Below are 19,721 nucleotides of genomic sequence, written 5' to 3' on the forward strand. Positions count from 1 at the left end.
CTCCTAGAGATAACCTATGCGAAATGTTTTTTGTTGGATGATTGAATGCTAAAGCTGTCTTCACAGATTCGTTGGTGCCGACACGCATTTATCCTATTCATGCTAGTGGCGGCGGCTTGTGCGCATGCGCAGCATCAGTCCAGCGCGAAAGTTTCCACCATCAGCAAGAGTGAAAACGACAATCGCGATTATCGTTACCTGACCCTCAGCAATAATTTGCGCGTTCTTTTGGTTTCAGATCCCGCTGCGGAAAAATCGGCGGCAGCATTAAATGTCAATGTTGGTAGTCATCAAAATCCCAAAGAGCGCCCGGGACTAGCGCACTTTCTGGAGCATATGTTGTTCCTTGGAACAGAAAAATATCCTTCGCCAGATGAATACCAAGATTTTATTAGCCAACACGGCGGTAGTAATAACGCTTATACGGCGGCAGAAAACACTAATTACTTTTTTGATATAGAGCATGCCTCGCTGGAACCCGCCTTAGATCGCTTCGCGCAGTTTTTTATCTCCCCTTTATTTGATGCAAGCTATGTCGATCACGAAAAAAATGCAGTGAATGCTGAGTATCTCTCCAAGATTAACGACGATGAAAAACGCGAGTGGGATGTTTACCGCAGTATTTTTAATCCAGAGCATCCGGCTGCGGTGTTTGATGTAGGTAGTGTGGGAACACTTTCCGATACTGAAGGGCATAGCATTCGCGATGACCTGCTGGCGTTTTATCAAAACTATTATTCTGCCAACCTCATGACACTCGTTGTGCTCAGCAATCGCAAGCTTGATGAGCTTCAAAAAATGGTGGAGCCGCGCTTCGGGCAAATCCCAAATAAAAATCGCTCAATTGCAAACGCATACCCAGCGTTATTTGCGCCAAATAGCTTGCCCGCCAGTGTCAGCCTTAAACCCTTAAAGGAAACGCGCCAATTAACCTTGGCGTTTCCCCTTCCGCATTATGCTGAGCAATACAAATCCAAACCGCTTAATTACCTCGCGCACCTCTTGGGGAATGAGTCGACAGGTAGTTTGCTGGCATTGTTAAAAAGCTTGGGGTGGGCCGAATCTTTGTCGGCGGGAGAGGTGTATCGCAGCCGGCATGATGCACTGTTTGGTGTGAATATCAAACTCACCAAAGAAGGTGCGAAAGCGAAAGATCAAATCGTTTCAGCTGTATTTGATTACATCAAAATGGTGAGTTCGCGCGGTGTGTCTGAATGGCGCTTTGGCGAGATGCAACAAATCGCGGACATCAACTACCGCTTTCGCGACAAGCCGCCCGCAGTGGATTCGGTCGTGGAACTTTCCCAATCCATGCAAGATTATCCCGCTTATGATGTGTTGTGGGGTGATTACGCTTACACCAAATATGATGAAGAACTTTTGAAGCAAGCGCTCGGTTATCTCAATAAGGATAATGTTTTTATTTCCTTCGTTGCACCTGAAGCGCAAACGGCAATTTCTTCTAGCTTTTATAATGTGGCTTACAGTGCATCTCGTGGAATTCCACCCATTCTGGATCTTAAGCCGCAATATCATCAAAAGCTGAGTTTGCCGGAACGCAATATTTTTATTCCTAAAAATTTCGTTGTAAAAACGCCATCGATGTTGCCTGCGTCAGACGCGCAAGTGAGCAAAAATATTCCCTCTCTTCTTGTCAACAACGAAGATCTGAAGCTCTGGTTCCTACAAGATCGCAAGTTCCGCTCACCCAAGTCCGAATTAAATTTCCGCTTCAAATTGCCCTTGTTAAATAGCTCGCTCGAAAACGCGGCGCTCGCACAATTGTTTGCCGCTTTGATCACCGATCAGCTGAGCGAATATGCGTATCCTGCAAGCGTGGCGGGTTTAACCTTTAATGTTAAAGCTAATTCGCGCGGGCTGGACGTAAACCTTGCCGGTTATACCGATAAGCAAAGTTTATTGATGAATAAAATCCTGGCAGCTATAGGGCAGGCGAGTTTCAATGAAGCGCGTTTTGAAACCCTAAAAGACGATTTGATTCGGGAATGGCGCAATGAAGATAAAAATTTGCCTTACTCTGTGCTCGCTAAAAAAGTGCCGCGCTTGCAATACCTGCCTTATTGGGGAATGAAGGAATATATTGAGGTGTTGCAAAAAACATCTTTCCAGCAATTCAATCAATTTTCAGCTGAATTGCTGCGCGGTGCGAAATTGGAAACCTTGGTGTATGGAAATTTGTACCCACAAGATGCCATTAAACTTTCAGCTGTTATAGAGCATCAGCTACTTAAGAAACGTTCAAAACGTTTGCCGCAGTTAGCGAAGGTGTTGCGTTCAGAAAATAAAGACAATAAATCTTGGTTGTATATTTATCCCCTAGAGCATAACGACAAAGTCGTTGAGTTGTACGTTCAGGCATTGGCACCTTACATTGATGATGCCGCTCATATGCAGCTGTTAACTCAAATTCTGGCTCCTCGTTTCTTCAATGATCTGCGTACCGAAAAGCAATTGGGTTATGTCGTATCTTTATTCCCCATGCCTATCCGTAATGTGGAGGGCAGTTTTTTTGCTGTGCAATCCCCTAATGCAACCGCTACTCAACTGGTCGATGAAATCAGTCGCTTTCTAAGTAGTAACGCCACAACAGTCACGGAAAATTTCGCTGAAAATAAAGCGTCACTCTTAGCGGAATTGCGCGAGCCAGCCCTATCCTTAAACGAACAATCCGAGCGGTTTTGGAAAAGTATTTTGTTAAATGATTACGAATTTAATCGCCAGCAAGAACTTATCAACGCGGTGACTAAAATTACACCCGAGTCGTTGCGCAGATATTACGAAGCTGCCTTCTTGCAAAAAAATCGTCGGCTTTGGTTATCCACCGAAAAACTGGAAAACATTAAAGATTTTGAATTAATTCAAAATGTGGCGGGTTACCAGCAAAAGCAGCAGGGCTATTTGCAGCCATAAGCGTTTAAATGGTGCAGTTTCGATAAGGCTTTTTGTTTTTATTGCTTGGAGAATCCAAAATATTTAGGTAATAATGCGAACCCTTATTTAAGTGACAGGTAATTGAGTTTTATTCTCATTTCTGCACCTTTATAGTGCCTGCCTCGCCTACACCCTCAGGGCTCGGGGCTGGTAAAAAAACGGCTTTTATGTAAAAATTCGGCGTTTTTTCGCTACAATCTCAAGGAATATTTCGCGGTTAACCCAGCAAACTCAACGCTTTTAGGGTTGTCGCGTTACCCCCAAGTTCCAAATTCCTAAGATATAGATACTCTTATATATAGATACACTCTATAGACATTATCGCTAAGTAAATATGCGCCACAAGCGCATACCGAGGAGATTTGAATGCTGCAAGATATCGATGCTATTGAAACCAAAGAGTGGCTGGATGCCTTAAAGTCAGTTGTGCGACATGCCGGTAAAGAACGTGCAGCTGAATTGTTAAAGACGCTGTCTGAATCTGCGGTTAACCAAGGCATTGAACAGCCTTCATCTATTCGCACCCCCTATCGCAACACCATCCCTGTAGACAAAGAAGTTGATTACCCAGGCGATTTGAAAATGGAGCGCAAAATTCGCTCTATCGTTCGCTGGAACGCTATGGCTATGGTGATGAAGGCCAATGACAACGATGAAGGCCTTGGCGGCCATATTGCGTCTTTCGCCTCTTCTGCCACCTTGTACGATGTGGCATTCAACAATTTCTTCCGTGGTAACGACGGTGAGGTTCCTGGCGATTTGGTTTACTTTCAAGGCCACGTATCGCCCGGTATGTACGCTCGCTCATTCGTAGAAGGTCGTTTAAACGAAACTCATTTGGACAATTTCCGTCGCGAAGTAAACGGCGGTGGTTTGTCGTCATACCCACACCCTTGGTTGATGCCAGACTACTGGCAGTTCCCGACCGTATCTATGGGCTTGGGCCCGATCAAAGCTATCTATCAAGCGCGTTTTAACCGTTACATGGAAGCTCGTGGCTTAACCCCTGTTAGCGACCGCAAAGTGTGGGCGTTCCTAGGGGATGGTGAGTGTGATGAGCCAGAAAGCTTGGGTGCTATTTCCCTCGCCGCGCGCGAGAAACTCGACAACCTGATTTTCGTTATCAACTGTAACTTGCAACGTTTGGACGGCCCGGTTCGCGGCAACGGCAAGATCGTGCAAGAGCTGGAAGGTGTTTTCCGTGGTGCTGGCTGGAACGTAGTTAAGGTTCTTTGGGGTGCTGGTTGGGATCGTTTGTTGGAAAAAGACAAAACCGGTTTGCTGCAAAAGCGCATGGACGAAGTCGTCGATGGCGAAATGCAGAACTACAAAGCCAACGGTGGTGCTTACACCCGTGAACACTTCTTCGGCAAATATCCTGAATTGCTAGAGCTGGTGAGCGACATGAGCGATCAGGACATTCTGTACCTCGCTCGCGGCGGTCACGATGTTAAGAAGGTCTACAACGCTTACCACAACGCCGTAAACACAAAAGGTCAGCCTACCGTGATCCTTGCGCAAACCGTAAAAGGTTATGGCATGGGTTCATCGGGCGAGGCCATCAACAAAACTCACTCGGCCAAGCATTTGGCGGTGGAAGATCTCAAGAAATTCCGTGACCGTTTTGAATTGCCGATCAAGGACGAAGACCTGGAAGCGCTGCCTTATTACCGCCCTGCGGAAGACAGCCCAGAAATGCAATACATGCGTTCTCGTCGCAACACACTGAACGGCTATTTGCCATCGCGTAAAGCCGATTTTGACCCAGTGGTAGCACCGGCTTTAGAGGCCTTCGCTGCACAGCTGAAGAGCACTGGCGAGCGTGAAATCTCTACCACCATGAGCTTCGTGCGCATCCTATCGTCATTGGTGAAAGACAAGCAAATTGGTAAGCAAATCGTTCCCATCGTTCCAGACGAAGCCCGTACCTTTGGTATGGAAGGTATGTTTAAAACCATCGGTATCTACTCATCCGAAGGCCAAAAATATACCCCGCATGATGCTGGTCAAATGATGTCATACCACGAGTCAGCTACAGGCCAGATTCTGGAAGAAGGTATTAACGAAGCGGGTTCTATGGCTTCCTGGATTGCCGCGGCAACTGCTTACAGTAACTACCGTGTGCCCATGATTCCGTTCTACATTTACTACTCCATGTTCGGTTTCCAGCGTATTGGTGACTTGGCATGGGCGGCGGGCGATTCGCAAGCGCGTGGCTTCTTGATGGGCGCCACTGCTGGTCGTACGACCTTGAACGGTGAAGGCTTGCAACATCAGGACGGTCATAGCCATGTTATGGCTAACACCATTCCTAACTGCCGTACCTATGATCCGACTTATGCTTACGAGCTGGCTGTGATCATTCAGGACGGTATCAAGCGCATGTACCAAGACAAAGAGAACGTGTTCTATTACATCTCTTTGATGAACGAAAACTATCAGCACCCAGATATGCCTGCAGGTGCAGAAGAGGGAATCGTCAAAGGTTTGTACCTGTTGGAACAAGGTACCGGCAAAGCCAAAAACCGCGTTCAATTGATGGGTGCCGGCACTATTCTGCGTGAAGTGCGTTTTGCTGCAGAAATCCTGCGCAAAGACTTCGACGTAGAAGCCGATGTGTGGAGCGTAACCAGCGTTAACGAATTGACCCGCGATGGCCAACGCGCGACTCGTTGGAATATGTTGAACCCAACATCTGCTGCGCGTAAGCCTTACATTACTCAGCAGTTGGAAGGTCGCGATGGTCCGTTTGTAATCGCTACCGACAACCTGAAAACCTACTCCGAGCAACTGCGCGCTTATGTTCCTGGCACCTATACTGTGTTGGGTACCGAAGGTTTTGGTCGCAGCGATACTCGCACTCAATTGCGTCATTTCTTCGAAGTGAACCGTTACTTCGTGGTAATTGCTGCGCTCAAATCTTTGGCAGACCAAGGCAAGATCAAGCCGGATGTGGTCGCTAAAGCGATTAAGAAGTTTGGCATTGATCCGAACAAAGCGGACCCAATGAGCGTTTAAAACACAGCCGCCCTCCCAAAAGGAGGGCGGCCTCATTTCAGAACAAGGCTTTTGTATCGAACACAATTTGATCGATTAAAGCTTTTATATTGAAAGCTCTATATAAAGAGCGTATTTAAGTGAGGATAAACAGTGGCAATTCAAACAATTAAAGTCCCCGATATTGGTGGCGCAGAAGGCGTTGAAGTAATTGAAATTTCGGTAAAAGTAGGCGATGTAATTGCTGAAAACGATTCCATCGTAGTACTCGAAACTGACAAGGCTTCAATGGAGATTCCTGCCAGTGTGGGCGGTAAAGTTGTCGCGATAAAAGTAAACCTCGGCGATAAAGTGTCAGAAGGCGCCGCGCTCATTGAAGTTGAAGCAGAAGGTGCGGGTGTCGCTCCTGCTGCTGAAGCTGCTCCAGCGCCCGCAGTTGCTGCAACACCAGCTCCAACTCCTGCGGCGTCTGCGTCTGCGTCTGCAGAAGTTACCCTGTCTGTACCCGACATTGGCGGTGCAGAAGGCGTAGAAGTTATTGAAATCAGCGTTAAGGTAGGCGATGAAGTTGCCCAAGGCGATTCCTTAATCGTGTTGGAAACCGATAAAGCCTCTATGGAAATCCCTGCCGAAACCGCCGGCAAAATTCTAAGTATCGCTGTAAAAGTGGGCGATAAAGTATCTCAAGGTTCAGCGATTGCAGTAGTTGCCAGCGCTGGTGGTGCCGTTGCTGCGCCAGCTCCTGCTGTTGCGGCTCCGGCGCCCGCTAAAGCGGCTTCAGCTGCACCCGCTCCGGCCGCGCCTGTTGCTGCGCCAGCACCTAAAGCGGCTGAGGTTGAAGAGGTTGTTCAAACCGGTGACGTGTACGCTGGCCCAGCCGTGCGTAAATTAGCCCGCCAGTTGGGCGTAGACTTGGGCAAAGTAAGCGGTACCGGCCCACGCAACCGTCTTTTGAAAGATGACGTTCGCAACTATGTGAAGCCAATCGTTCAGGCGGCTCAGTCAGGCGCGTCATTCGGTGGTTCAGGTATTCCTGCGTTGCCAGTTATTGATTACTCCAAGTTTGGCGAAATCGAAATCGTCAAAATGAGCAAAATCAAAAAGCTTACCGCTGAGGCAATGACTCGCAGTTGGTTGAACGTTCCGCGCATCACTCAATTTGACGACGCAGACATCACCGATTTGGAAGCTTTCCGCAACAGCATGAAGGCCGAAGCCGAAAAACGCGGCTCCAAACTCACTCCTTTACCATTTATTGTGAAAGCCGTTGCTGCAGCATTGGTTGCTGAGCCATCTTTCAACGTATCTATGCATCAAGATGGCGAAAGTATTGTTCACAAAAAGTTTGTGCACATCGGCATCGCGGTTGATACACCAAATGGTTTGTTGGTTCCTGTTGTGCGCAACGCTGACAAAAAAGGTCTGTTCGAACTCGCTGACGAAATCAATGTTCTCGCTAAAAAAGCACGCGATGGCAAGTTAACTCCGGCAGAAATGCAAGGCGGTTGCTTCACCATTTCTAGTTTGGGCGCTATGGGCGGAAATGGTTTTACACCAATGGTTTCTGCACCTACTGAAGTAGGTATCCTCGGCGTTTCACGTGCGCAAATGAAGCCTGTGTGGAACGGTAAAGAGTTTATTCCACGCAATATGTTGCCATTGTCATTGTCTTACGATCATCGCGCAGTTAACGGTGCAGATGCCGGTCGTTTTATGACTTACTTGGTTGGTGTTATCGGCGATTTGCGTCGTTTGTTGTTGTAATTGTTGACGTAAATTGTCTGAAAAAAGGTCAGCTTTGCTGGCCTTTTTTGTTTTTAAAAATAATAAATAATTATTAGCGTTCAGCGTAAATGCTAGGGTCGATTTTTTTGGGATCGAATTTTCTAGCGCGCATCATTAATTGTTAGATTGCCAATAGAGCAAGCGATTAAACCAATCGATTTTTTGAGCCAGTAAATTCACAAACAGCAATCCCAGAACAACGCCGGTGGAATTGGCGCAAATATCCAACGCGTCAAATGTACGTGGCGGCATAAAGTGTTGGCCGATTTCGATTCCGATGGAGTAGAGGATTAGGAATGCTGCGCGGTACCAAAAACGCCAACGTGGAAACGCAAAATTTATTGATATTCCTGCGAAAAAATAGCCGCTGCAGTGCATCAGCTTATCGTTAAACATGGGAACGGAATTTTCGGGGTGAGGCGTTAAGCCCAAATAGGTAAATACGACTAATAAAAATAGAAATTGAACCCAACACAAACTGCGCCATAACGACATAGAAATTCCCCGGCAATTTTTGCCGGCAGAATAACATTAAGCGAATGATTGTGTATGTTTGGCAGCGCTTATTTCACTAGAGCAGAAATAGGTTCTGCAGCGTAAAGATCTTGCGGTGTATTGATATTAAAAAATGGGTCGTAAGTATCTATGGGGAAATCAACTTCGAGTGCGCCTCGCGCTTTTATCCAGTCCTGCAACCGTGGAGCTTCGCCGGTTTGCAAAACAGCCTCAATCTCGCTTTTAAGCGAAATGTGCCAAAGCGCAAATACCGGGTGAAGTTTGAGCTTTGAGGTTGCGACAACCAGCTTGGCGGAACTTGCGGCACTGACCAGGGCTTCCGTAAGGTTTTCAGGAAAGAAGGGCGTGTCCGACGCAAAGCTAACCAACCATTCTGCATTGGGGCTGTGAGAAGCCATCCAATGCAATCCAGCATGGATTCCTGCCAATGGGCCTAGGTTATTGCTGTAAACGTCAGGAACCACTGGCAAGCGCGTACGAGCGAATCGCAGGCTGTTGCCGTTCGCATTGAGCAGAAGTTGATCTACTTGCGGGCTAGCGCGGTCGATAGTGCGTTGCAACAAGGTCTTTCCTGCGAGGGGAAGCAGGCATTTGTCACCGCCTCCCATGCGACGGGCAAGGCCGCCTGCGAGAATAATACCGACTACAGATTCGGATGCTTTCATAAACGATTTAAAGGTACCCAATAAGATCCAGACTCATCCCGCCCGTGGCGCGCCTAATTCGAAGGGAAATTAAAAAACATGCTGGCGCATAAATTTGCATATATATCTATTTAGTTTAGCTGTTACTTGGACTATCTGGAAAAGAATTTACCCTTCTTCTTAAGTTCGTCGTTAGTTTTCTTAAATTGATCGATGTAAAATCTATTAGCACAATAATGATAATTGATTTTTATTAATCGGTGGCGCGTCTTACTCTTTGTCCATGGCTTTGCAGTCATTAAAGCGAACTGCATAGAGCCGAGCTATCTAAAGGCAACTTAAAACAAAGGGTAAGATTATGAGTAACACCAACTTGACCACTTCTGCAGGCGCGCCCGTTGGCGACGATAACAACAGCATCAGCGTTGGCCCACGCGGCCCTTTGACCTTCGATAACCATTATCTGTTTGAAAAGTTGGCGCACTTCAATCGTGAACGCATTCCAGAACGCGTAGTTCACGCGCGCGGCACGGGTGCCTATGGTCACTTCACTCTCACCAAAAGCCTGAGCCAATATACGATTGCGGACTTTTTGCAGCGCGAAGGCGAAAAAACCGAGATATTCCTGCGCTTTTCTACGGTAGGCGGTGGTCAGGATTCCAGCGATTACGCTCGCGATCCACGCGGCTTTGCGGTGAAGTTTTACACCCACCAAGGCAATTATGATGTGGTTGGTAATAACACGCCTGTATTCTTTTTGAACGATCCGATTAAATTCCCGGACTTCATTCACTCTCAAAAGAAGAATCCCCAAACCAACTTGCCTGACCCGGCAGCTGCGTTTGAGTTCTGGGCGAATCATCCACAGTCTCTACATCAAATGACCATCCTCATGTCGGATCGCGGTATTCCCTTGTCTTATCGACATATCCATGGCTTCGGGTCTCACACGTTGAGCTTGTGGAACCATAAGGGCGAGCGTTACTACGTGAAGTGGCATTTCAAGACCAATCAAGGCATTAAAACTCTGACTGCGGAAGAGGCGGCAAGTATGCCTGCCTTTGGCGCGCAGCAGGACTTGGTGGATGCCATTAATCGGGGCGATTTCCCGAGCTGGACGGTAAAGCTGCAAATCATGACTGAAGCGCAAGCCGAGACCTACCACATCAACCCCTTTGACCTGACCAAGGTCTGGCCACACAAAGATTTTCCGTTGATTGAAATTGGCCAACTTGAGCTGAATCGCAATGTACAAAACTACTTTGCAGAGACTGAGCAATCCGCTTTTGCGCCGAGCAACTTGGTTCCGGGTACAGGTGCATCACCAGACAAAATGCTGCAGGCACGCCTCCTTGCTTATCAGGATGCGCATCGCTACCGCGTGGGGGTGAATCACAACCAATTACCGGTGAACGCGCCGCGCTGTCCTGTGAATCATTACCAACGCGATGGCGCTGCGGCAGGTTGTCCATTTGGTCACGGTAACGCGGGTCAAGCAAACCAGACGCAAACCGCTGGTGCAAATTATTATCCGAATGATCGCGCAGCTCAGGGCTACCCAGCGCCTAACCCCGCGTTCAGAGAGCCACCCTTGCGTTTAAGTAACGCCGTGGCTGATCGCTACGATCAACTTAGCGAGGATTACTATTCGCAAGCGGGTGATCTATACCGTTTGATGAGTGATGATCAAAAGAATCAGTTGGTGCGTAACATTGCCGGAGGATTAAAGCAGGCTAATGCGTCGATCCAAGAGCGTATGCTTGCGCAATTTGCCAAGGCGGATGCTGATTACGCCGCGCGAGTAAAAGCCCTGTTGTAAAAATTTTGGTTAGATCTCCATTTATTAGGCCCGCTTGGCTTACCCGCTCAATTCTGTTGAGCGGGTTTTTTATTTTGATGGTAGGTTTTTATTAAGAGACCTGCGTATTAACTAGTGCCCTTTTTAAACCAGCGCAGTAGACTTGCGCTCATTGATCTAGAGGAAAAGCTATGGCACTTGATTTACAAAGTTTGCGCACCGAATACACCAAAGGTGGTTTGGAACGCGATGACCTACATGAAAATCCTATCGAACAGTTTAAGCGTTGGATGCAACAAACCATAGACGCGCAATTGCCTGATCCTAACGCAATGACCATTGCGACTGTGGACGAAAAAGGCCAACCCTCACAGCGTATCGTGTTGTTAAAAAATCTCGACGATCGCGGCTTTGTGTTTTACACCAACTTGCGCAGCCGAAAAGCGCAAGAGCTTAAGCAAAATCCGAAAGTCAGTTTGCATTTCCCCTGGTACTTTCTTGAGCGTCAAGTGAAAGTGTGCGGTGTTGCCGAGCAACTTAGCAGCACAGAAGTGTTGAAGTATTTTGTAACACGCCCAAGAGATAGCCAGTTGGGTGCTTGGGCTTCGCAACAAAGCCGACCCATATCATCACGCGCGCTGTTAATGCAGCAATTTGAATCTATGAAAAATAAATTTGCGAAGGGAGAAATTCCCGTGCCAGATTTCTGGGGTGGCTTCCGCGTAAAGCCTCATCAAATAGAATTTTGGCAAGGCGGCGAAGCTCGCCTGCATGATCGCTTTGAATACAATTTGCAGGCAGATAATTCGTGGACTATTCAACGTCTGGAACCTTAAGTCCATGCGCATTGTAAATATGACGAATGCTGGCGCAGCAGATGTTTTATATCTTTCGGATGTAGAAACGCCGAAAGCCTCTCCTCATGAAGTTCTGATTCGCGTTCACGCTGCTGGCATCAATCGTCCCGATATTTTACAACGTCAAGGCGCTTATCCGCCGCCGGCCGATGCTTCACCTATTTTGGGTTTAGAAGTAGCAGGCGAAATTGTTTCAGTGGGGGAAGATGTAAAAAATTGGAAGTCGGGCGATAAGGTATGCGCTTTAGTTAATGGTGGCGGTTACGCGGAATACGCTGTGGCTCCTGCCGCGCAATGTTTGCCAGTTCCGCAACATTTTTCGTGGGTGCAAGCAGCAGCATTGCCCGAAACTTTTTTCACTGTGTGGCATAACTTGTTTCAGCGCGCGCAACTAAAATCCGGCGAAACTTTATTAATTCACGGCGGCACAAGCGGAATAGGCACTACCGCAATTCAGTTGGCGACAGCCTTTGGTGTAAAGGTATTTGCAACTGCAGGTTCAGTTGCAAAATGTAAAGCAATTGAGTCGTTTGGCGCGGTAGCGATTAATTATCGCGAACAAGATTTTGTGGCTGAGATAAAATCGCACACCCAGGGGCAAGGCGTTAATGTGATTTTGGATATGGTCGGTGGCGACTATATTCAACGCAATTTTTCGGCAGCATCAAAAGAGGGGCGTATCGTCAATATTGCTTTTTTAAACGGCAGTAAAACAGAGCTGGACTTAATGCCGCTTATGCTCAAGCGACTTACGCTCACTGGCTCAACGCTACGTGCGCAATCTGCAGCGGTGAAATCAATTATTGCTCAAGAGTTGTTGGCGCAAGTTTGGCCTTTGCTGAATGCACAAAAAATAAAACCTGTTATTGATTCTGTATTTCCTTTTGCAGATGTTGTTAAAGCACATGAGCGAATGGAATCGAACCAACATATTGGAAAAATAATTTTGGATGTGGATGTATGACAACCCAAGCTCGTCGCCCTTTAGATGGAATTCGCGTTATTGAAATCGGCCAATTACTCGCAGGCCCATTCGCAGGTTGTATGCTCGCTTACTTTGGTGCAGAAGTGATTAAAATCGAACCACCAGAAGGCGACCCGATTCGCGGCTGGCGCGTGCTGGAGAATGGAACTTCGCACTGGTGGCGCAGTATCGGTCGGAATAAAAAAAGCATCACCTTGGATTTAAAGAAGGAAGATGGCCAAAAAATTGCACGGCAATTAATTGATAAGGCTGATGTGGTCATTGAAAACTTCCGCCCCGGCGTAATGGAAAGCTGGGGGCTTGGACCGGATGAAATTAAAAGAACCAACCCCAAATTAGTCTACGCACGTATTTCGGGTTACGGGCAAACCGGCCCCTACGCGAGTAAGCCTGGCTTTGCATCTGTGTGCGAAGGTATGAGTGGTTTTCGTTATGTGAATGGCTTCCCTGATCAAGCGCCTGTTCGCCCCAACTTAAGTATTGGCGATACGATTTCTGGTATTCATGCGGCCTTAGGTATTGCACTCGCTTTGTTGGAGCGTGAAAAAAATCAGGGCGATGGGCAGGTGGTTGATGTTGCGCTGTATGAATCCATGTTTAATTTAATGGAAGCGGTTGTGCCGGAATTTTCTGGCGCGGGAGTTGTTCGTCAACCTTCGGGCACAACGGTCACGGGAATCGTTCCCACAAATACTTATCGCTGCAAAAATAGAAAGTATGTGGTGATTGGCGGTAACGGTGATTCAATTTTCCAACGATTAATGGAGGTTGCTGGTCATCCAGAAATGGCAACTGATCCACGCATGGCGAATAACGCCGGGCGAGTTATTCATGAAGCAGAAATTGATCATGCATTGGCGACTTGGTGTCTGAGTAAAGATTCCGAAGAAATTTTGGAGTTGCTCGATAAAGCGCGCGTGCCGGCGGGCCCCATTTATAACGTGGAAGATATGTTTGCTGATCCGCATTTTAATGAACGTGGAATGTTTGAGCAGGTGGAGATTAATGGCAAGCCGCTAAAAATTCCGGCGATATTACCTAAACTTTCTGAAACACCAGGTAGGACGGATTGGCCGGGTGGGGAAGTTGGGAGTCATACGCAGGAAATTTTGGAAAGTATTTTGAAGTTGAATGCTGAGGAAATTGATCGTTTAAAAGAACACGGTGTTGTTTGATTGCGGAGTGATTTATTAATTTTTTTCGCCTGCTGGCGAGTTACTTTTCGTTGCTTGTCCAACGAAAAGTAACCAAAAGGAAGGACACCCCAATCGCTCCTAGTTCCTGCGCGCTTCAGAAAATTGCCGTCGTTCCGACGCGACATCCTTGTCGCGTAGTCACTCAAACGCACATCCTGTGCGTTTGACGGCAACTTTCCTCCAGTGCTCGGGGAGCTCAAAGGGGCCCCAGTTGGTGCCAAATAAAGCTAATATTTTTTGCTTTTGCTTTTGCTTTTGCTTTTGCTTTTGCTTTTGCTTTTGCTTTTGCAGTTAAATCCCCATGCGAGTTCCCCGAGCATCGCAGGGAAATTAAGGTAAAACAAACAGGATGTTTGTTTTAGTGACGACGCGACACGGATGTCGCGCCGGAACGACCTTTATTTACCGAGACGCGCAGGATAAGGAACGAGACGGGTCGCTTTTCTTTGGCCACTTTCTTTGGCGAGGCAAAGAAAGTGGTTCGCCGATAGGCGAAAAGGATCGCCAACACGAATTTATTATTGAAATTAAAATACTGTTGGAAAAATTATTGAAGTTAAAATATGAATCTAAAACCCGGCCTTTACCGCCACTACAAAGGCAACGACTACTACGTTTTCCAAGTCGCCCACCACAGCGAAACCCGTGAAGCCTTGGTTGTTTACCAATGCTTATACGGCGACTACTCTTGGTGGGTTCGTCCGCTGAGTATGTTTACTGAAACCGTCGAGTTGGCGGGCGAGATAATTCCGCGATTTGCATTTTTAAAACACATAAGCGCAGAAGAAGCTGCGTTATGGAATAAAAATTAATGGCAGATGATCAACACTTCGAAGACGAAAAATATATGCGCCGCGCGATTGAATTGGCAGCGCAGGGCGAACAATTGGGCGAAGTTCCTGTGGGCGCAGTCATAGTATCTGGTGGAGAAATTATTGGTGAAGGTTTTAATAAACCTATCACGAGTCATGACCCAACTGCTCACGCAGAAATCGTGGCGCTGCGCATGGCGGCTGAGCGGGTTCAGAATTACCGTGTTATTGATTCCACGCTTTACGTAACGCTTGAGCCTTGCACTATGTGCGTGGGTGCTTTGATTCATTCGCGTATTACGCGTTTGGTGTTTGGGACGACTGAACCTAAAGCGGGCGCGGTGGTGAGCCAGTCCACATTATTGGATGCTGAATATTTTAATCATCGTATTCTTAGCGAAGGCGGTGTGCTCGCAGAGCAATGTCAGCATCAGCTGAGTGATTTTTTTCGGCGCAGGCGAGAAGAATTAAAACAGCAAAAAGTCGCGCTAAATTCTGAGCAAATCGAAAATAACGATGGCAAAAAAAATGATCGGTAGGTTCGCTACCGATCATTTTTTACAACGCAAACCAACGCGGGTTTGCGTAAGTTAGGCTTTACTCTTTCAGCAAATCCGCAACCGCATTTGCCAAGAAGATATGAACGGCAGCTTCGTCAACCACGTATTCATTTTCACCCCAGAAGAATGGCCAGTCTTCGTGGTTCTCTGGGTAGTCTGGCTTTAACACCAATACACCTGGCACTACGCCACCGGGAATAAAGGTGAAATCCGCGCGGTTCATTCCATAAGCCACTTCTTTAGCGTGCGTACCCACGTTAGACACAAATGACAAATTGTGTGCTGGGTGCGTGCCGTACAAATAAGTAATGCCTTTGAAAACCGCTTCGCGATCTACCAAGTCCGGGAAGGCTTTGTGGAGGTAGTAATTGTTGATTGCACCGCGAATAACAGTCCCGTTTCCTGCCCAGCCGCCTTCAGTGATGGTTACACCGTAAGGGTTTTTAGCTTCACTAACTGCCATCGCTTTTTTGTATTCAACAGCAAGTTTACGCATTTGCGCGGTGTAGTTGCTTGGCATTTGCGGCATTGCGCGCATTAACCAAGGTAAACGAATTGCGAAGTCCATTGGTTTGGTGGGCACTAACTTTTCAATGGCTTTTGAATATTTTTGATCGCCAGTGGCAATGAGCAATTCAGTAGCTGCTTTTAATTTCTCATCTTCCAATCTGCCGCCAGTTGTGTTGCCGTGATGGAATGAATCGGGTTTGGATTTCGCATTTTCTTCGTCCCACACTTTTTTGGCGGTAGCGATGCACTCTGCGGAGAGCTCATCGTTATAGCCTTTTAACGCACGGCTAGCAGCGGCAAGTGCGGCAATTGAGCCGTAATTCAGTGGAGTTGATTTGCTGGTGAATGCCCAGCGATCATCGAAGTTGCCGCTTTTAAATCCGTCCGATTCGCCTTCTTTTTTGCTTGGGTCGTAAACAAGGTTGTCGGTTTTAGTGATTGCATCGCCAAGGTGAGTGTATTGATCGATATGCGCTTCCACAATGCCGTGAATTGCATGACCAACAGCGCGATGTTGTGCAATCAACGCGAGCGTCCCGTGTTCAATTTGTTGCAACAAATCTGGTTTGCCGTCGGCAACATGCAAATCCACAAAACGTTTTTTGTAATCGACAGATGTTACGTCGCGTTTAATACCAAAGCGTTCCCACGTATTCACCAAATTCATTACAACGTCATAGTTGGTTTGCGTGCGTATGTCGTAATCGCCTGCATCAAACCAACCACCAATATTTAACCCGGGAATATGTTCGCCTGGTTTGTAAGGTGTGTCTGTGGTTGGGCCTTGGCGATAAAGATCAAAGTGTTCGTGATTGACGGGGGCTTGCAAGGCATCATCCAAGTGCGAAGCTCCGTGCCATACGCGATAGGCTTCATTCACCGTCATGTGATCCATTTGAATCGGCAAATACATGTCCAAGCTTGGCTGCCATGTTGCCGCGTAGACATCTTTTGCAATACGGAATGGCTCGGTCTTTTGATCGCCATAAGCAATGGTGTAAAGACCTTCTTCTTTAACGGAGCTGAAATCAAATTGGCGATATTCGTAACGTAAATATCTGCCCCAATTACTCAGGTTTTTTTCCAGCACGACTATTTCTGAACCATCAGCGGCGATTTTTAATAATTTGGCTGGTGGATTTGTTTTGTCATTTTTATCCAATTCAATGACGGCTACTTTTTGTTGTGCTGGGTGATAGCCGACTTGCGAGTGACCAATCACTGGTGTGCGAACCCAATCCTTAATTGTGTCTGCGTTTAATTGCCACTCTATAACTGTGCCGGTTTTGCCTGCAGGAATTTTACTGCGTACAACGAACCAGCCGTTTTGTGCTTTGCCGCGGCCGTCGTAAAGTTCAAGCGGCGTTGAATTGGATTCAATGCTTACGCGGCGCTCGGTATTGTTAGGTGCGAGTACTAAATGTTTGCCGCTTGCCAATAAACTAGGTTCAGCTTTACCGTTAATTTCTTTTGTTCCGCCCGGATACACAGGGAAAGTTCCCGTGGTCGTATCCATCATAAACGCTTGGTGGAAATAGGCTGATGGCAAAAACTCCAAATTAAAGCCGGCTTTGCCTTCGAGTGAGGCCGGCAATGGTTTTGGGATATTGACCGCAATGCGCACGCCCGTTTCGTTTTTGGTGACCTTAATGGAGAAATCAAATTTCTCGTTGGGGTAATACATAAAAGCTTCGATGGATTGTTCGGCGCGGTTAATTTTGCGTTCTTTGAATAGCGGAGTCATATCCCATTGTTCAGGCGTTGCGTTTAAGCGAACGTCACCGTTGGTCGCCGTGCGCAGGCCGTGGTGGATTAATTCGACACCGCTGGTTTTAGAATCGCTGAAAAGTCCGTCATACCAGTTGCTAAACACCATGACGTTTAGGCCGGGCTGTTCGAAATAATCTTTATCGTTCAAAACAAGCTTGGCTGAATCAGCCCAACCGTGTTGAGAGGCGAAAAGCGCCATGGAAATAAGCGCAGCACTGAGGCGTTTGCGGGGATTAAACATTCTTTCGATCTCCAACATTATTAGAAGTGACTTATAGTCTAGGTGATCATAAGTTGAAGAAAGAACCTCTTTTACAAAAAATAACGAGCTCGGTAGAAATGTTTTTATTCGTAAGGATTTAATAATCACCCATAAAAAATGCCGCTGTTTAGGCGGCATTTTACGATTTGGGTTGAACGCAGGTTTCTAGAAAAACGACAACGACGAAGCGCTGCTTAAGCGAATTTGGTTCAATTTCTCCACAGCGCTCTTGGTTTGCGGTGTATCGGTAAAATTCAATTCATCGCTTGGGTTGCTGGTTGCAATGCGCAGTTGTTGTTGATTCTCTTTAAACGCGAGGATCTTTTGGTAATTCAAAATATTCTTCACAAAGGTGACTGGTTCCCAACCGCGCGAGTAACCGTAAGTGGCTTTGGAGTAATACTCTTGTTTTGCCAGCAAGGGGAATGCTTTGCTCACATCGGCCCAACTATTGGGGTTGCCTTTCAAACGGCGGGTTAGGGCGCGGGCATCATCGAGGTGGCCTATACCTTGGTTGTAAGCGGCGAGAGCCATATGAAGACGCTCTTCTTCGCCCTGAATACTTTCAGGCAGGTTATCCAACAAATAGCGCAAATACTTGGCACCGCCAAAAATGCTTTGCTTGGGGTCATCCAGATTTTTCACACCCAACTCGCGCGCTGTATCGGGCGTTAACATCATAAAGCCGCGTACGCCGGTGGGAGATTGAGCGTTAGGAATCCATTGCGATTCTTGATAGCCAACCGCCGCCAATAACTGCCAATCCAAATTGTATTGCGCAGCCGCTGCTTTAATGGTTTCAGCCCATCGAGGGAAGCGCTTTTCGTAGCGTTGGCTAAACATGAGCGCATCATCCGTATTCACTTCAATGTATTGATCGAAGAAGTGAGAGGAGATTTTCGCAAGTTCGCCGCTTGCCTTAACTTTGGCTAAGTAGGCTTGTGCAGCGTTATAAAGGCTGTTGTCGCGTGAAGGTTTAAACGCCCAAGATAATGGCTGTGGTTTATCCAAATCAAAAGCGACTTGGGTATGTGGATAAGAGTAGCGGTGAATGTCATAGATTGCGGAGTCCACCACAGCGTAATCAGCGTGGCCGCGCTCAACCATATCGAGCAAATCCGTCATCTCGAGGTTTTCAACCAGCTCCCATTGGATATCGGGGTAAGACTGTTGTAGCTCTAGCAGCGGTGCAGGAATAGACGCTTTATTAACCACGAGCACACGCTTGCCGGTCAAATCCTTAATACTTTCCGGAGCAGTTTGAGTGCTATTGAACACAAGCTCCAGATTCAAGCTCATAAACTCGCTGGTATAACGGTAACGCTGTTTGCCGGTGTAAGTGTTGATAACGCTGGGGCTGGCTAAATCAAACTGCAGGCTATCAGCTTTGTCCTGCGCTTCAGTGAGGGTGGCTTCGTCTTTGATAACCAGCTTAACGCCCAGTTCATCTGCAAAGCCTTTGAGTAATGTGTACTCGAAACCGGTAGTGCCTTCAGGGCCTTGATAATGGCTGATAGGGCCATTGCGAGAGAGCACGCGCAGTTCACCTGCAGTGCGGATTTCTTCGAGTTTGCTAGGCGGTGCGCTGCGAACCAAAAGGGCGGTGCAGCCCATTAATAAGATGGCTATGAATAAATTGGAAATCGAAAATCGCTTAACTAGGTTACGCTTCCGGCTTTCCATGATATTGAGTCCGGCCATAGGGTGTTTCTCCGGTATTTGAATGGCATCGCCCGAATTGGGAAATAACTTCGTATATGCACTCACGCCGAATCTAATCCATTACTGACCCGTGCAACATGAAGGCCATGGTAAAGCCATGAGCCGAGCCTGCATAGCTTGTTTTCTGAGCAAAACTGGGGTAGGCGCTTGTGTAAATAATAAGCTAAAAAATCACAAAATCATTGATTTTCAATTGCTTATGAAGCTTGGCGTGGGTTTGTGTCATGGCGAAAAAAGCTGAAAAAAAGTGACTTTTTGTTGTTTTTTGCGCCACTGTGGCGACCATTTTTGAGGCTAAAAATGCACTTTTTCAGGATTTTTTTGTAAAAAACATTAAAAAAATGCACAAGAAACG

At 47.0% G+C, this 19,721-nt stretch carries 13 protein-coding genes; 9 read left to right on the forward strand and 4 right to left on the reverse strand.

Annotation, left to right across the window (positions count from 1 at the left end):
- Positions 1-45: 45 nt before the first annotated feature.
- From U1F02_RS12215 to aceF, 3 genes are all read left to right on the forward strand, one after another.
- Positions 46-2,931, forward strand: a complete 2,886-nt coding sequence (locus tag U1F02_RS12215; protein ID WP_409990681.1) for an insulinase family protein — start codon at positions 46-48, stop codon at positions 2,929-2,931.
- A 387-nt stretch (positions 2,932-3,318) separates the two neighbouring features.
- A complete protein-coding gene (gene aceE, locus U1F02_RS12220; RefSeq protein ID WP_409990682.1) occupies positions 3,319-5,970 on the forward strand; it encodes a pyruvate dehydrogenase (acetyl-transferring), homodimeric type in 2,652 nt (883 codons plus the stop codon).
- A 132-nt stretch (positions 5,971-6,102) separates the two neighbouring features.
- Positions 6,103-7,713 carry a dihydrolipoyllysine-residue acetyltransferase gene (aceF, locus tag U1F02_RS12225; RefSeq protein WP_409990683.1) on the forward strand — a complete coding sequence of 537 codons (1,611 nt, stop codon included), beginning with the start codon at positions 6,103-6,105 and terminating at the stop codon, positions 7,711-7,713.
- Between the two features lie 135 nt (positions 7,714-7,848).
- On the opposite strand, the gene U1F02_RS12230 is transcribed toward aceF, so the two are convergent.
- The gene (locus U1F02_RS12230) at positions 7,849-8,229 is read right to left on the reverse strand and encodes a VanZ family protein (protein WP_409990684.1); all 381 of its coding nucleotides are present in this window, start codon (positions 8,227-8,229) and stop codon (positions 7,849-7,851) included.
- Positions 8,230-8,297: 68 nt separating this feature from the next.
- Positions 8,298-8,915 (reverse strand): molybdenum cofactor guanylyltransferase MobA, encoded by a 618-nt coding sequence (gene mobA / locus U1F02_RS12235; RefSeq protein ID WP_409990685.1) that lies wholly within the window; start codon positions 8,913-8,915, stop codon positions 8,298-8,300.
- 337 nt (positions 8,916-9,252) lie between these two features.
- Here mobA and U1F02_RS12240 point away from each other — a divergent pair, with 337 nt between their 5' ends.
- The 6 genes from U1F02_RS12240 to tadA all read left to right on the forward strand — a co-directional run bounded on the left by U1F02_RS12240 (position 9,253) and on the right by tadA (position 15,081).
- Complete coding sequence (locus U1F02_RS12240) at positions 9,253-10,713, forward strand: catalase (protein WP_409990686.1); 1,461 nt, start codon at positions 9,253-9,255, stop codon at positions 10,711-10,713.
- A gap of 170 nt (positions 10,714-10,883) precedes the next feature.
- The gene (gene pdxH, locus U1F02_RS12245) at positions 10,884-11,528 is read left to right on the forward strand and encodes a pyridoxamine 5'-phosphate oxidase (protein ID WP_409990687.1); all 645 of its coding nucleotides are present in this window, start codon (positions 10,884-10,886) and stop codon (positions 11,526-11,528) included.
- A 4-nt stretch (positions 11,529-11,532) separates the two neighbouring features.
- On the forward strand, positions 11,533-12,513 hold the full coding sequence (locus U1F02_RS12250) for an NAD(P)H-quinone oxidoreductase (protein ID WP_409990688.1): 981 nt from the start codon (positions 11,533-11,535) through the stop codon (positions 12,511-12,513).
- Positions 12,510-13,709 carry a CaiB/BaiF CoA transferase family protein gene (locus U1F02_RS12255; protein WP_409990689.1) on the forward strand — a complete coding sequence of 400 codons (1,200 nt, stop codon included), beginning with the start codon at positions 12,510-12,512 and terminating at the stop codon, positions 13,707-13,709. The genes U1F02_RS12250 and U1F02_RS12255 overlap by 4 nt, the downstream gene beginning before the upstream one ends.
- 584 nt (positions 13,710-14,293) lie before the next feature.
- Positions 14,294-14,542, forward strand: a complete 249-nt coding sequence (locus U1F02_RS12260; RefSeq protein WP_409990690.1) for a DUF1653 domain-containing protein — start codon at positions 14,294-14,296, stop codon at positions 14,540-14,542.
- Entirely contained in the window at positions 14,542-15,081 is a 540-nt protein-coding gene (gene tadA / locus U1F02_RS12265; RefSeq protein ID WP_409990691.1) for a tRNA adenosine(34) deaminase TadA, read from the forward strand. Before U1F02_RS12260 ends, tadA begins: the two co-directional genes overlap by 1 nt.
- A gap of 58 nt (positions 15,082-15,139) precedes the next feature.
- Here the strand turns inward: tadA and U1F02_RS12270 are convergent, their stop codons facing one another.
- On the reverse strand, positions 15,140-17,623 hold the full coding sequence (locus U1F02_RS12270; RefSeq protein WP_409990692.1) for a glycoside hydrolase family 9 protein: 2,484 nt from the start codon (positions 17,621-17,623) through the stop codon (positions 15,140-15,142).
- A gap of 186 nt (positions 17,624-17,809) precedes the next feature.
- Positions 17,810-19,345, reverse strand: a complete 1,536-nt coding sequence (mltF, locus tag U1F02_RS12275; RefSeq protein WP_409990693.1) for a membrane-bound lytic murein transglycosylase MltF — start codon at positions 19,343-19,345, stop codon at positions 17,810-17,812.
- Positions 19,346-19,721 lie beyond the last annotated feature (376 nt).

The organism is Cellvibrio sp., from assembly GCF_046347455.1.
In the GTDB taxonomy this organism is placed as follows: domain Bacteria; phylum Pseudomonadota; class Gammaproteobacteria; order Pseudomonadales; family Cellvibrionaceae; genus Cellvibrio.

What these genes read in the sequence shown, in the direction of transcription:
- tadA (WP_409990691.1), top strand. Translation starts at nt 14,542, where the DNA reads ATGGCAGATGATCAACACTTCGAAGACGAAAAATATATGCGCCGCGCG.
- U1F02_RS12260 (WP_409990690.1), top strand. Translation starts at nt 14,294, where the DNA reads ATGAATCTAAAACCCGGCCTTTACCGCCACTACAAAGGCAACGACTAC.
- U1F02_RS12215 (WP_409990681.1), top strand. Translation starts at nt 46, where the DNA reads ATGCTAAAGCTGTCTTCACAGATTCGTTGGTGCCGACACGCATTTATC.
- U1F02_RS12270 (WP_409990692.1), bottom strand. Translation starts at nt 17,623, where the DNA reads ATGTTTAATCCCCGCAAACGCCTCAGTGCTGCGCTTATTTCCATGGCG.
- aceE (WP_409990682.1), top strand. Translation starts at nt 3,319, where the DNA reads ATGCTGCAAGATATCGATGCTATTGAAACCAAAGAGTGGCTGGATGCC.
- pdxH (WP_409990687.1), top strand. Translation starts at nt 10,884, where the DNA reads ATGGCACTTGATTTACAAAGTTTGCGCACCGAATACACCAAAGGTGGT.
- U1F02_RS12230 (WP_409990684.1), bottom strand. Translation starts at nt 8,229, where the DNA reads ATGTCGTTATGGCGCAGTTTGTGTTGGGTTCAATTTCTATTTTTATTA.
- U1F02_RS12250 (WP_409990688.1), top strand. Translation starts at nt 11,533, where the DNA reads ATGCGCATTGTAAATATGACGAATGCTGGCGCAGCAGATGTTTTATAT.
- mltF (WP_409990693.1), bottom strand. Translation starts at nt 19,345, where the DNA reads ATGGCCGGACTCAATATCATGGAAAGCCGGAAGCGTAACCTAGTTAAG.
- U1F02_RS12240 (WP_409990686.1), top strand. Translation starts at nt 9,253, where the DNA reads ATGAGTAACACCAACTTGACCACTTCTGCAGGCGCGCCCGTTGGCGAC.
- mobA (WP_409990685.1), bottom strand. Translation starts at nt 8,915, where the DNA reads ATGAAAGCATCCGAATCTGTAGTCGGTATTATTCTCGCAGGCGGCCTT.
- U1F02_RS12255 (WP_409990689.1), top strand. Translation starts at nt 12,510, where the DNA reads ATGACAACCCAAGCTCGTCGCCCTTTAGATGGAATTCGCGTTATTGAA.